Raw genomic sequence first — 13,880 nt, 5'->3', positions numbered from 1 at the left:
CCCGTTGCTGTGGGTCTCTTTTTTTTGTCCTGAACTATTTTTTTGTATTTGTCGGGAATCCGACATTCTAACACGTTATCATGTGGTAATATAACTATAACACATAGGAATACTCAACATTAAAACATAGCGTCATAGGAACATGGCAAAGGGGTTTTCACATATGGACCAATTGAATGAACTTGCCGATCTTCAGGAGAAGGACCCTACCAAGGAAGTCATGATTGAGGCATTTCGTAAACACGGGGCTATCCAAACCTACAGGAAAAATGAGTTTGTTTTCCAGGAGAATGATCAACCCAGCGGTGCTTATTATGTTGATTCGGGATTAATTAAGATTTCCCAATCCTCAGAAGAGGGGCAAGGAATTACCTTATTTCTACGCTATGAGGGCGAAATTTTCGGTAATGCGGAAATTTTGACGAACATTCCTCGGAAACGATACGCGAAGTGTTTGGTAGACAGCCAAATCATTACGCTAGACGGGCGGAAATTTCTAGAATTGGCTAAGGAGAATGCTGAATTTTCTTATTCTGTTGCTGTTCTAGGAGCACGCAGACTTCTGCAAACACAGAAGATGGTTGAAACGCTCATTTCCCGCCCTGTCGCTTGGAGGCTAGCTTGGTTCCTCATGCAGCTGGGCAAACCGACGGATGTAAAGCTTGAAGTTCAGGTGCCGCTCAGTCATGAAGAAATCTCTTATGTCATTGGCTGCAGCAGGGAAACGGTCACAGAAACACTCAATAAATGGCGCGATAAAGGGCTCATCGACTACGCCAAAAAGAAGATCGTTATTTTTAACCCGAACCGTTTTTTCACAGACATATGACGGAGACTAGCCTGGAGGGTATTCAAATGATTACGATAAACAATGTGAATAAATCCTTTTCGCAGCGGAAAGGCAATTCCTACACGGCGTTGGACCAAGTTTCTCTCACGATTAAGAAAGGGGAATTCGTCTCCGTGGTAGGCCCTTCAGGCTGTGGGAAGTCTACGCTTTTGAACCTGATAGCTGGGTTTGAAAAAGTGAGCAGCGGAACCATTACCGTGGGTGGGCAAAAGGTTACGGCCCCGGGGGCTGATCGGATCGTTGTTTTCCAAGAGCACGGCCTGTTTCCTTGGCTTACAGTTCTCGATAATGTGGCCTTTGGTTTGAAGCAAAAGGGGTTATCGAAGAAAGAACGCTATGCCCTCGCCTTTGAGCAGATTAAAGCCGTTCACTTGAGTAAGTTTGTCGATAGTTATCCACACGAGCTATCCGGGGGAATGAAACAAAGAGTAGCCATTGCCAGGGCGCTCGTTATGGATCCCGACATCCTGTTGATGGATGAACCTTTTGCGGCCTTGGATGAGCAAACACGATTTATTTTACTAAAGGATTTAGAAGAGATTTGGCTGAAAACAGGTAAAACAATTTTGTTTATTACACATAACATTCGCGAAGCCGTTATTTTGTCAGATCGGGTTATCGTTATGGCAACGCAGCCAGGCAGGGTCAAGAAGGAATTTGCCGTACAAGCAGCAAGGCCTCATCAAAGCGGCGATCCGCTCATTCATGCCTTGGAAAATAAAATTATGGAAGCTCTGACGGATGAGCTCGAGAAGGTAGTCAGAGAGGAGCTCGGCCATGAATACAGCCTTAAGAAGAACCCTATTTCTAATTCTTCTGCTGATCATATGGGAGTTGGGATTTAGGGTTTTTCAGTGGGGGTGGAAGTTTCCTTCACCGCTGCAAACCTTTCAAGCTTTCTATGATGGCTTTACGCAAGGGCATCTCCTTAACGCGATTGTCGCTAGTCTACGACGCTTACTCATTTCATTCGCTATTTCGATTGGGCTTGGGACGATATTGGGCTACTTATTTGCACGTTATCGGTATTTTGACGAAACTTTTGGCTTTGTGGTTGTTGCCCTTCAGACTGTTCCGAGTATAGCGTGGCTTCCATTCGCGATTATTTGGTTTGGACTTAATGATACTTCCGTCATTTTCATTACAACGATTGGTGCGACTTGGACGATGTCCATGGCGAGCAGGACGGGGATTTTGAACATTTCACCGATTCATCTGAGAGCTGCGCAAATGCTAGGAACAGGCAGCGGATATCGCTTGTTCTTTCAAGTGCAGCTGCCGGCGGCATTTCCCCATTGGATCACAGGGATTCGAGTGGCTTGGGCTTTTGCTTGGCGCGCACTTGTAGCTGGAGAGCTTATTGCCAAGGGAGTGGGGCTCGGACAAATGCTTCAGGATGGACGCGGGCTTGGGGATACGGCATCCATTTTGTGTGTGGTCATTATTATCGCCGTTATAGGCACAATTTCGGATCATTTTTGTTTCAAACAGCTTGAGGATAAAATCGTGCTTCGCTTTCAGCTTAAGAAATAATTGGCGTTCCATAGAACAAATAAGGGGGAATTATTTTGAAAAAATTAGGTTGGGTCATGAGTTTGGTGTTAACTGGATCACTGCTATTGTCAGCTTGCGGACAGAGTAAAGAAGCAGCGTCAAGTGCTGCCAGTGCAACGGTGAAAATTGGTATTTTGAAAAATGTTACACATGCTCCGGGATTTGTAGCACTGCAAAATAACTACTTCCAGCAAGGCTTTGGCCAAAATGCCAAGATTGAAGTCACGGCTTTTGATAACGGAGCGGACTTCGCAACGGCGATTGCGACCGATCAGATTGATATTGGTTATGTAGGTCCGGGACCAGTCATTAATCAACATTTGAAAAGTAAAAATATCAAGGTGATCTCTGGAGCGAATAACGGTGGAGCGGTATTGGTGGCTCGTAAGGATGCTGGCATCCAATCCGTTAAGGATCTCGTTGGTAAAACCGTGGCCGTTGCGGCCAAAGGTGGCACGCCGGATCTGTCTCTTCGCCTGCTGCTGAAACAGGAAGGTTTAAAAGTATCCACAGATACTTCCGGTGTACAAATCGTTACACGTGCTCCAGCAGATACTTTGGTTGCGATAAGGCAGAAAGAAGTGGATGCCACATTAATTGCAGAACCTTGGGGGACACAAATCATTCAAGAAGGTTCTGGAACGATTTTAGTAGATTGGAATAAAATTCCACCAAAAGACGGGAATTATCCATTAACGATTCTCGTAGCGAGCGATAAATTTCTCAAAGAGCACCGTGATTTGGCCAAAAAAGCCGTGAAAGCAAACAAACAGGCCATCGATTTTATTCAGCAAAACCCGAGCAAAGCCTATGGTCTGATTAGCGATGAATTGAAGCAGTTAACCGGTAAAGGGATGGATCCTGCACTCATTAAAGCGGCCATCGACCATTTGAAACTAACGGAAGATATCACCTTAGAGGATATAAACGAGCAGGCCAAAGCTTCCTTTGAGGCCGGATACTTAAAAGTAAAAGCGGAAGAACTCGACTTCAGTAAATTCCTGGATTTAACGCTCTTGAATGAAGTGAAAAAAGAAAAATAATCATAGTTTACTTAGGAGGTCATTCATTTGCACATACAACCGCAGGAAAACCTATTGCCGGATTTTCATGAGCATATCAAAGTAGTGATACTAGGCACGGGTACACCGAGAGCCTTCTATGGTAGAGCCAAAGCAGGCGTTGCCATTCTCGCAGGGGATAAAACCTTTCTGTTCGACTGCGGTGGCGCGACCGTTGATCAACTGATTAAGGCGGGGATCATGCCGCAGCGGATTTCGGATGTCTTTTTCACCCATCATCATAGCGATCATAATTCCGGATTTTTCGATGTATTCATTACGAGCTGGCGTACACATGTGATTGCAGATCGGGTATTTGAGGGGCGGAAAGGTCCAATGAATGTGTACGGACCAACGACGACGAAAGCGATCATAAGTAAAATGAGAGAGTCTTTCGATTTCGACGTGAATCTTCGGGTGAATTATAATTTCTCAGCCGGCGCAGGGGCGGACATTCAATACTTCGAAAGCAACGAGGGTATTGTTTACGACCAGGGTGGTGTTAAAATTACCGCTTTCGAAGTGGATCATAAGCCTGTTTATCCAGCTATAGCTTATAAATTCGAATACAACGGCAAATCGGTTGTCATTTCGGGGGATACGATCCCTGTTGAAAATATGGTCAAACATAGTCAAGGTGTCGATTTACTTGTGCATGAATCTTACAATAAAACATGGCTGGACGCGCTTATTGCCAAATTTCCCGAGCAGACGATTGGTTTATCCAATCCTGCGAAGTATCATTCAACTACGCTGGAAGTCGCTGAAATCGCCAGAGCAGCTGGGATTTCCCATCTGGTGCTCACCCACCATATACCTGCGCCTGCAGCTAATGAGGAGGCCGAGGCCGATTACACGGAAGGCATGCGAGATATCTACTCAGGCCGAATCACGATGGCTAGAGATTTAATGGCATTTGATCTTTCATAGTTATTTTGAAAAGCCGCCTCGAGTATTAGCTCGGGACGGCTTTTTTTGCACGATATCTAATCCTTCCGCTTATAAAATAATCTAGAAATACCAACACCAATGGCTCCAAGTCCGATGAACAGAATAGCCCGAACGGCCGTTGATACATCAGGTAAATCGATGAAAATAATTTTGAGTAAGGTAACGAATAAGAAAATGATACCCACTAGTCTTGCTTTAGGCTTTTGGACAATGAGACCAAAGACAATGAGCAAAATAGCGTAAACAACCCACACTGCTGAAAGTATTAAATGTTGGTAGTCGTAAGTGAGCGTTCGTGTCAGTGAATTGGTCAGCTGTGTAAGATAGATGAGTAAGAGAATTAACTCCATCCATAACAGGATGAGACTGATTTCAGTTCGAGCGCGGCCTTCTTCAAGTGTGGCACGGTAGAAAGCATACAGGCCGCCAATTGTTGCCACGAGTACAAGCCACGCAAAAGATTCGTCTGATACTAGATCACGTATCGGATGAGTGAGGACGAACAACATCCCAATGAAATAAGTGATAGCCCCGCTGATTTGCTGCAGTTTGCTTTTGAATTTAGCTCCTAAACATAGCGCAATTGCACCCTCTACAAGAATGGCGGAGCCGGCTTGATCCGCGTGCAGCACGTAGATGAGCCAAAGGAAAACGCTGAACGTTGCAATGGATAGCTGAACAGAAAAAGCTCTCTTTTGACGATACAGCCAAAAAGAAGTACCGCTATAGAGAAGCGACCATATCGCTAGCATCCATTCATAGAAGACACGATCTTTGGAATCGCCATATAGGCCGTACGTCCACGCCGCGAGCAGGCCGAAGCTTAGGAATAAAGTGACTCGCTGCCCAATCAAGCTGTCTTTGGAACGGAGAACAGATATCGCAAAGAGGAGCAAATGCTGCAAAATAACGACGGTAAGAATCGCGGGGCGGCTGCCCATGTCATATGCGAACAGAGTTGAAAAGAGTAATGGGAGATGTAGAACTCCAAACGCAGTAAAATAAGCGCCACGAAAGGAATAACGTAACGATAACAGCATCATGACCATTGAAAATAACCCTTCATAGCCTGCAAATACCCAAATATTTGGTTTGGCTGAGTCGACTAGGAAAGGCACTAGATAACCGGCGAGCAGGGTAATGATCATGAGAGTCTGTGAGCGATGACGGACCGCCGTAAATACACTAGCAGCTATTGTTACGACGTATAGAACGAACGCAAGTGTAGGCGGAATCAATGCGAACAGCATATGTGCTGCGAAAAGAGATAGAATAAGGACCCCGCTGGATCCGCCGAGCAGCACTTGCCCCAGAGCCATGCGTTTGCGGCGAATTTGGACTTCTCCTTGCCAATACATGAAGCCTGCGACGATGACGCCCAGTATGCAGCGAACGGGTTCGGTGATAATCCCCGCATTAACGGCTGCTGTAAAGCCCCATAGGACACCTAATAGAAAGACGACGATGAATATCCGCGGCAGCCAGACGCGAGCGATCAAATGCTCCCAATCCCTTGGGGGCGCCGGTTGCTTGATGGGTATTGTCACCTCATTCAGATGGTGCGGCTGCATGGATTGCGGTTTTTGATCAAATGTTGGTTGCGTCGTATGTACTTGCTGAACTTGTGACTTTGTGGTTTTCTCAAGCAGGATGCTCAGTTGTTCTTCAAGTTCATTGACCTTCTTTTCCAGTGCCTCAATGCGTGTTTCCAAATTCATACAAGCCCCCCTTTTTATCTATACTTTAATGCTAATCACGATGTGAAACAATTAGAAAATCCATATCTTGTAAATGATTTATGGGAATATGGGAATAGTATCATTAAATGGAATCACTAGGTGAGGGAATTTATGTTGAAAGACGTTAAAATATCAGTGCGCCAATTTACTATACTTGTGATTATCTATACGATTGGGACGACAATCCTACTTATTCCATCGGGGCTTGCTGCTGATGCCAAACAAGATGCATGGATCGCAGCTATATTGGGAGTTGTCCTAAATTTGTTAGTCGTATGCTTATACAACAGGGTTAGTAATTATTTTCCCGACATGACGTTAGTTCAATATAATGAAAAAGTGTTTGGTAAATGGCTGGGAAAACTAATCTCCTTATTTTTTATTTTATTTTCTTTTGTCGGAGCAACTACAGTTTTGTTCGATCTAGGAAATTTTATTAATACGCAAGTGATGCCTGAAACGCCTATTCAAGCTATCAATATTATATTTGCCCTCGTTGTTGTGATGGGGGTGCGACTTGGACTTGAAACCTTAATTCGTGCTGCAGAGATTTTTTTTCCGTGGATCATTATGCTATTTATTATTTTGGTCCTTTGTCTTTTACCGGAGATTCGAATTGAAAAGCTGCAGCCCATGTTCGCAACTGGAGTAAAACCCCTGATAAAAGGAGCCTTATCGGTGGCGGGTACTGCTGCACTTCCTTTTATCGTCCTATTCATGGTGTTTCCTGTTCATGTCAATCAATTTCGTAAAGCAAAAAAAGCTTTTCTGATTGCTATCTTAATAGGTGGATTGTTTTTCGTCATTATCACCTTTTTATGCATATCGGTATTGGGAGTTCAAATGACAGAAAGACATATGTATCCAAGCTATGCTTTGGCCAAACAGATCAGCATTGGTAATTTTTTGGAACGTGTTGAAATCATTATAGCAGGCATATGGTTTCTAACTGTTTACTATAAGACAACCATTTATTTTTATGGTTTCGTTATAGGGCTAGCGCAATTTTTGAATGTTGTAGATTATCGACCGCTCGTTTTACCTTTAGGAATGATTCTGGTTGTTTATTCGCTTGTGGTATATCCCAATGTTGCATATATGTCAGAATTTGATACCAAAACTTGGATACCCTACGTTTTAACCATGGGGATTTTGTACCCGGTACTCCTACTAGGTGGTTCCGCGATTCGAAAGTCCATAACAAAGAACTAAGATCACTTGAATAGGTGGCGATACCATGGATTTCATCAAAAAAATTCTTAAAAATAACTATAACAACTCAACTGATGCTCAGATCAATCAGAATGGCTTCTCAATCTCAAAGGAATTACTTGAGGAGTCCCTGGATCTTAACTTCGATAAACTCAAGAAAGCCTTTGGAAATAGCAGTGATCTCATTACGCAGACCATCCATCTTAATGATGTAGATTCGATACAAATTGGCGTCATTTACATGAATGGACTGGTTAATCCATTCGCTATTCAAAGCCTGCTCACCGAAAATCTAAAAGTTGATTCATGTGAGTTCCCGCTAGATGCTTTAAGAAGTTCAGTGAGCACACTCGGTCAAGTTCGCGAAATTCCTGATTTTGAAACCTTATATCAATCTATTTTATCGGGGTTAACCGTTATTTTACTGGATGGATGTGTACAGGGGTTGGCGGCGAATACACAGGGCGGGGAGCATCGTTCCGTTGAGGAACCAACGACTCAATCGGTCGTCAGGGGACCTCGGGAAGGGTTTACTGAGCTGATAAGCACCAACGCTGCGCTGATCAGACGTAAAATAAAAGACTCCAACTTATGGATGGAATCCATGACAATCGGGCGTGTGTCGAAAACGGATGTCGCCATCATGTATATGAATGGCATTGTGAATGACAAGTTGGTGGCGGAAGCAAGAATTCGGCTAGGGCGCATTGATATTGATGCGATTTTTGAAAGCGCCAATATCGAAGAGTTGATCCAAGACGAAACATACACCCCATTTCCTACTCTGTACAATACGGAACGCCCCGATGTTATTGCTGCTGGCTTAATGGAAGGACGTATTGCCATTCTTGTCGATGGGACTCCTTTTGTGCTTATGGCACCTGCATTATTCACTCAATTTTATCAATCTGCTGAGGATTATTACCAACGTGCGGATTTTGCAACACTCCTTCGATTACTACGTTATGTATGTTTTTTCATCTCGTTGTTGGCTCCATCGCTATATATTGCAATAACCACCTTTCACCAAGAACTGCTACCTTCCTCTCTTCTGATCAGTTTAGCCGCTCAAAGAGAAGGAATCCCTTTCCCAGCTTTTATAGAAGCGGTCGTCATGGAAATAACCTTCGAAATTCTTCGAGAAGCCGGTGTTAGGTTGCCGAAAACTGTCGGACAAGCTGTTTCCATTGTAGGAGCACTAGTCATCGGGCAAGCCGCAGTAGAAGCTGGTTTGGTGTCTCCGGCGATGGTTATTATCGTGGCCATCACGGCCATTTCCAATTTCGTCATTCCTTCATTCAATATGGGGATAACGATTCGAATTTTGAGATTTCTTTTAATGCTTATCGCGGCATCTTTTGGTTTGTATGGCGTTACAGTTGGACTTATCGCCATTGTTCTCCACTTGTGCAGTTTAAGGTCCTTCGGAATTCCATATATGTCGCCAATGGCACCCTTTATCGTAGCGGATCAGAAAGATACGATTTTTCGTTTGCCGCAATGGGCCTTACATGAAAGGCCTCGACTCATAAGTCAAAAAAACAATATTCGAGAGAACAATGCCTCTTCCAATAAGCCTGAACCCAGGCCCTAGATAAAGGAGTCATCATGCGAAGATGTGTCATGCTTTTCGTTGTTTTGTTTATTATGATTGGCTTACTCACGGGATGTTGGAGTCGGCGTGAGCTTAATGATATCGCCATATCGGTCGGAATGGGTTTTGATAAAAAAGATGATCAAGTGCAGGTGACGATTCAAATTGTTAACCCTTCTGAAGTGGCTTCAAGGAAGGGTGGGGTCGGACTGGCTGCGCCTGTCAGCACTTTTCAAGCTACATCCAAAACCATTTTTGAAGCATTAAGAAAAATTGCCACACAGAGTCCAAGAAAGGTGTACTCTTCTCATCTTCGGATTCTTGTGATCAGCGAAGAATTGGCTAGAGAAGGGATTACGCCGATACTGGATGGGATTTCAAGGAATCATGAAATGCGAGCAGATTTCTATATCGTTGTAGCCAGAGGAACAACGGCTGCGAATATATTAAATATCCTTACGCCTATTGAGAAAATTCCCTCAAATAAAATGTTTAAAACTTTAGAGTTGTCCGAACAGATTTGGGCGCCTTCGGTTAAAGTGAAATTGAATACGTTAATTTCTGATCTGCAAACAGAAGGAAAAGATCCTGTATTAACAGGCATACAAATCAACGGAGATCCGAGTAAAAGTGAAAGTAAAAGTAATGTGAATCGAACAGCCCCTTTTGCATTCTTGCAATATTCGGGTGTAGCCGTTTTTAAAAAGGACAAACTTATCGGTTGGCTTAATGAAAAAGAAAGCAAAGGCTACAATTATATTTTAGACAACGTTAAGAGAACGATCGGACATATAACTTGTCCAACGGGCGGGATTATAGCCGTAGAAGTGGTACGAACGAAAACGAGAATGAGAGGAAAAGTTTTGAACGGCAAGCCACAAATTAATGTTGATGTTTTTGTTGAGCAGAATGTGGGTGAAGTCCAATGCAAGATCGATCTTATCGATCCTCAGACCATTGAGGAACTGGAGAAATTATCGGAAAAAGAGGTGAAAACCATTATCGAATCGACGATTCAAAAAGCAAAAAAATATAATGTGGATATTTGCGGCTTTGGTGAAGCGATTTATCGCGCGGACCCCAAATATTGGAATAAAAACAAAGACAACTGGAAGGAAGAATTCCATGATTTACCTGTATATGTGAATACAGACGTGAAGATTCGTCGTCTGGGCACCGTAAGTGATCCTCTGGTACAAAATTTAAAGGAATGATCAAAAATGTGGACAATCATTATGATACTTTTAGCCTCTACAGTTATCGCAATGCTGGAGATTCCAACGCTTAGGAAGAAAAGGCAGTATAAAGATTTCGTTGTTTTTTGTTGTTTATTATTGCTCGGTACAATCCTGAGCATTGCCCAAAGTTTGCGTATGAAGCTGCCCAACCCTCTAGATTTGATCACCTTTGTTTTTCAACCTGTTAGTGAGTTCATACTAGGGCTTTTGCAATAAATGAGATAGAACGAGAGGAGGGAGCAGCAAAAAAATGGAAAATGGAATTATTGGTATCCGGCAATTCACCATTCTCGTCACGCTATTTACGGTAGGAAGTTCCATATTAATATCCCCAGCAGGCCTCACCGCGGAAGCAAAGCAAGATGCATGGATAGCCGCCATTCTGGCACTAAGTCTTGGATTGCTGACAGTCTACTTATATAGTGTATTGGTAAGGCAATTTCCTAAGCAAACTTTGGTGGAGATGTGCGAGGCAATATTCGGCATTTGGATAGGAAAAATAGTTTCATTCCTTTATTTCAGCTTCTTCTTCCTCCTTGCTGCTCTTGTATTGCGGAACATTGGTGACTTTATGACAACTCAGGTTCTCCCAGATACACCGCTTCAGTTTATAATCATTATCTTTCTCGCAGCTGTAATTATGGCAAATTGGCACGGTCTTGAAACCATTGCGCGTGCCGGGGAAATTTTTTTCCCTTGGGTTATGATTTTCTTTTGTGCTATGGTCATTTTTCTGCTGCCGCAGATCCGACTCATTCAACTAGAACCTTATCTTGGCGGAGGCTTTACGCCGATTATCAGAGCGAGCTTACCCTTTATCGGAACCCCATTTATGGAACTAATCGTATTATTGATGGTTATTCCTTTTGTAAATTGCGCCAAGGAAGTGAATAAAGCGTTTCTTGTAGGAACGGCAATAGCAGGATTATTACTGATTATCATCTCCCTGATATCCATTCTTGTACTTGGTGCAGGTATGACCGCAAGTCAAATGTATCCAAGTTATAACTTAGCGAAAATGATCAGCATTGGAGGATTTCTGGAAAGATTAGAAGTTATTATGGCGGGGATCTGGTTTATCACAATCTTCTTCAAGCTTACGATTTGTTTTTATGCTTCTGCCCACAGTTTCGCTCAAATTATGAAGATGAAAGAAATTCGTCCTCTGCTCTTCCCTTTAGGGATGATTATGATCGTTTTATCCATTGTTTCATACCCAAACACAAGCTATTTTCTTAACTTTGTCTCCAAAATATGGTTTACCTATGCCTGCACATTTGGATTTCTTATCCCTGTATGTATGATTGGTGCAGCCTTCATTCGAAAGAGAGTATAATTTAAACACAGACAACTATGCTACAATAGTCATAAACAACCATTAGGAGATGACATCAAATGACAGAGCAATTAAACGAACAAGAGCTAATACAATTCATCGTAGACAAATCGAAGGCCGATCCTAAGCAAATTCAGCTGGTTTTGAAGTATGAGAAGGATTTTATTATCAAAGCAGAAGAAAATGCCAAAGGGGAAGTTGATATTGATAGCGATGAACTGATCGATCATATTCTGGGCAGACCCGATGTGAAATTGACAGAGCTGGCGGTAGATACCATTTTGGAAGCTGAGATGGATTATTTAATGAAAAAGGGATTTGCCGGATACATCGATTAAATATGTGATAAAAGGAACGGGACACCTCTGAGATGAGGTGTTCTTTTTTTATCGTAACTTGAAAGTTAATTGAATAACGCATATTGACATTAGATGGGCTTGATATGATAATAATCTAAGAGTTATTCATGTTATTTAGTTAACTTTTAAATTAATTATATGGAGGCAATGATGACCGATGACCAACCAACCACGAGCTGAGTACCCTAGACCTCAATTTGTAAGAGATAGCTGGATCAACCTGAATGGCGAATGGGAATTTGAATTTGATGATGATCGTGTAGGCAGTAAAGAGAAGTGGCATTTAGGGAATAGAAAGTTATACAAGACCATTCAAGTGCCATTCGCTTTTCAAAGTAAATTGAGCGGCATTGGGAGCAATGAGTTTCACGATGTTGTATGGTACCGCCGAGATCTAACTTTACCCGATGATTTTCAGAATAAGCGGATTCTGCTTCACTTTGGAGCGGTGGATTACGAAGCTTCGGTTTGGGTGAATGGGGTGCTGGTTGCTAAGCACGAAGGTGGTCATACCCCTTTCCATGCAGACATCACGGATGCGCTTCAAGCTGGGACGAACAAGCTGGTTGTCAAAGCGGTCGATTATAGCAAAGATGTTACGCTGCCGAGAGGAAAGCAATATTGGCATACGGATTCCGCAAGTATTTTTTATACAAGAACGACAGGCATTTGGCAAACCGTATGGATGGAAGCGGTATCTAACGACGGCTATTTGGACAAAGTGAAAATTACCCCGGATATCGATGAGAAACAAGTGGAATTCCAATTCTTTATCCAGGGTTCTGATTCAAATGCTAAGCAGCAGATGAAAGTAGAGATATCTTTTAATGGAGAACTCGTGTCGGAAGATACGTATGGGATGAGAAGCAGCTCCGGTGCGAGAAAAATTCGTCTTAATGATTTCAACGATCATGGGCTCGGTGCTTGGTGGACACCGGAGCATCCGAATTTATATGATGTCACGTTCACGCTGCTGGTTGATAATAAAGCTGTAGATGTGGTAACGAGTTATTTCGGCATGCGTAAGGTATCCATCGAAGACGGTAAATTATGCTTGAACAATCGCCCTTATTTTTTGAAAATGGTTCTGGATCAGGGGTATTTCCCAGATGGCAATTTGACGCCGCCAAGTGATGAAGCGATCAAGGAAGATGTCGAGCTAACGAAGGCAATGGGCTTTAACGGCGCACGGAAACATCAAAAGCTGGAGGATCCAAGATTTCTATACTGGTGCGATAAGCTCGGATTGGTCGTTTGGAGCGAGGCGGCTAATGCGTACGAATATACAGAGAAATATGTTAGTCGATTTACGAATGAATGGATAGCTTCTATCGATCGCGATTACAATCATCCTTCGATTATTGCCTGGGTTCCCCTCAATGAGAGCTGGGGAGTGCCTAATATTCAAATCGATAAATTGCAGCAGCAGCATGCCCTGACCATGTATCATTTGACCAAATCGCTTGATCCGATGCGTCCGGTTGTGTCTAACGATGGGTGGGAGCTAGTGAAAACGGATCTGTTCACCATTCATGACTATGAGTGGCGTGAAGGTGTGCTGGAAGAGCGCTATAGTTCTAGCGATAAAGCTGTTCATGCGATGCCAGCGAATCGCCGCTTATTTGTTGAAGGCTTCCCTTATGAAGATCAGCCGATTCTTGTAACCGAATTTGGCGGTATTGCTTACAAGAAAAGCGAATGGGAGGGTTGGGGATATTCAGGAGCGGATAATGACGAGGATTTTGAGAAAAAGCTTCGCGTCGTCATACGTCCTCTGCTAAACTCAGGCGTTGTACAGGGATACTGTTATACGCAGTTAACCGATGTTGAACAGGAAATTAACGGTCTTCTTACGTATGATAGAAAGCCGAAAATTCCAGTAGAAATCATTAAAGCTATTAATGATCGTAAGTAATCTGGCTTACGCTGATTAAGAAACAAGGGAATCTTTAGGGGTTCCCTTGTTTGCTTTTAACCTTGTTGACA

Annotated in this window: 13 protein-coding genes; 12 read left to right on the top strand and 1 reads right to left on the bottom strand. The window is 43.0% G+C overall.

The annotated features are described in order from the left end of the window. The first annotated feature begins 163 nt into the window (after positions 1 to 163). The 5 genes from GC098_RS05300 to GC098_RS05280 are packed head-to-tail and all read left to right on the top strand — an operon-like array spanning position 164 to position 4,395. Entirely contained in the window at positions 164 to 829 is a 666-nt protein-coding gene (locus GC098_RS05300) for a Crp/Fnr family transcriptional regulator (RefSeq protein ID WP_171641616.1), read from the top strand. 26 nt (positions 830 to 855) lie between these two features. Next, complete coding sequence (locus GC098_RS05295) at positions 856 to 1,695, top strand: ABC transporter ATP-binding protein (protein ID WP_171641614.1); 840 nt, start codon at positions 856 to 858, stop codon at positions 1,693 to 1,695. Beyond that, positions 1,628 to 2,383, top strand: a complete 756-nt coding sequence (locus GC098_RS05290) for an ABC transporter permease (RefSeq protein WP_216625157.1) — start codon at positions 1,628 to 1,630, stop codon at positions 2,381 to 2,383. Before GC098_RS05295 ends, GC098_RS05290 begins: the two co-directional genes overlap by 68 nt. Before the next feature lie 35 nt (positions 2,384 to 2,418). Further along, entirely contained in the window at positions 2,419 to 3,447 is a 1,029-nt protein-coding gene (locus GC098_RS05285; RefSeq protein WP_171641612.1) for an ABC transporter substrate-binding protein, read from the top strand. 27 nt (positions 3,448 to 3,474) lie between these two features. Beyond that, positions 3,475 to 4,395, top strand: a complete 921-nt coding sequence (locus GC098_RS05280) for an MBL fold metallo-hydrolase (protein WP_216625156.1) — start codon at positions 3,475 to 3,477, stop codon at positions 4,393 to 4,395. A gap of 56 nt (positions 4,396 to 4,451) precedes the next feature. On the opposite strand, the gene GC098_RS05275 is transcribed toward GC098_RS05280, so the two are convergent. Continuing rightward, positions 4,452 to 6,134 (bottom strand): DUF2339 domain-containing protein, encoded by a 1,683-nt coding sequence (locus tag GC098_RS05275; RefSeq protein ID WP_171641610.1) that lies wholly within the window; start codon positions 6,132 to 6,134, stop codon positions 4,452 to 4,454. A 132-nt stretch (positions 6,135 to 6,266) separates the two neighbouring features. Here GC098_RS05275 and GC098_RS05270 point away from each other — a divergent pair, with 132 nt between their 5' ends. From GC098_RS05270 to GC098_RS05240, 7 genes are all read left to right on the top strand, one after another. Then, entirely contained in the window at positions 6,267 to 7,367 is a 1,101-nt protein-coding gene (locus GC098_RS05270) for a GerAB/ArcD/ProY family transporter (RefSeq protein ID WP_171641608.1), read from the top strand. 25 nt (positions 7,368 to 7,392) lie between these two features. Continuing rightward, positions 7,393 to 8,961, top strand: coding sequence for a spore germination protein (locus tag GC098_RS05265; RefSeq protein ID WP_171641606.1), 1,569 nt, complete (start codon positions 7,393 to 7,395; stop codon positions 8,959 to 8,961). 29 nt (positions 8,962 to 8,990) lie between these two features. Next, positions 8,991 to 10,175 carry a Ger(x)C family spore germination protein gene (locus GC098_RS05260; protein ID WP_246358431.1) on the top strand — a complete coding sequence of 395 codons (1,185 nt, stop codon included), beginning with the start codon at positions 8,991 to 8,993 and terminating at the stop codon, positions 10,173 to 10,175. A gap of 6 nt (positions 10,176 to 10,181) precedes the next feature. Further along, positions 10,182 to 10,415 carry a hypothetical protein gene (locus GC098_RS05255; protein ID WP_171641603.1) on the top strand — a complete coding sequence of 78 codons (234 nt, stop codon included), beginning with the start codon at positions 10,182 to 10,184 and terminating at the stop codon, positions 10,413 to 10,415. Between the two features lie 34 nt (positions 10,416 to 10,449). Next, positions 10,450 to 11,535: a GerAB/ArcD/ProY family transporter gene (locus GC098_RS05250; RefSeq protein ID WP_171641601.1), complete on the top strand. Its 1,086-nt coding sequence runs from the start codon at positions 10,450 to 10,452 to the stop codon at positions 11,533 to 11,535. A gap of 59 nt (positions 11,536 to 11,594) precedes the next feature. After that, positions 11,595 to 11,873 (top strand): hypothetical protein, encoded by a 279-nt coding sequence (locus GC098_RS05245; RefSeq protein WP_171641599.1) that lies wholly within the window; start codon positions 11,595 to 11,597, stop codon positions 11,871 to 11,873. Positions 11,874 to 12,051: 178 nt separating this feature from the next. Beyond that, a complete protein-coding gene (locus GC098_RS05240) occupies positions 12,052 to 13,809 on the top strand; it encodes a glycoside hydrolase family 2 protein (RefSeq protein WP_171641597.1) in 1,758 nt (585 codons plus the stop codon). The last annotated feature ends 71 nt before the right edge of the window (positions 13,810 to 13,880 follow it).

Source organism: Paenibacillus phytorum, from assembly GCF_013141715.1.
Taxonomy (GTDB): Bacteria; Bacillota; Bacilli; order Paenibacillales; family NBRC-103111; genus Paenibacillus_E; species Paenibacillus_E phytorum.
Note: the sequence above shows the minus strand (reverse complement) of the source record. Positions and strands in the feature narration are given on the sequence as shown.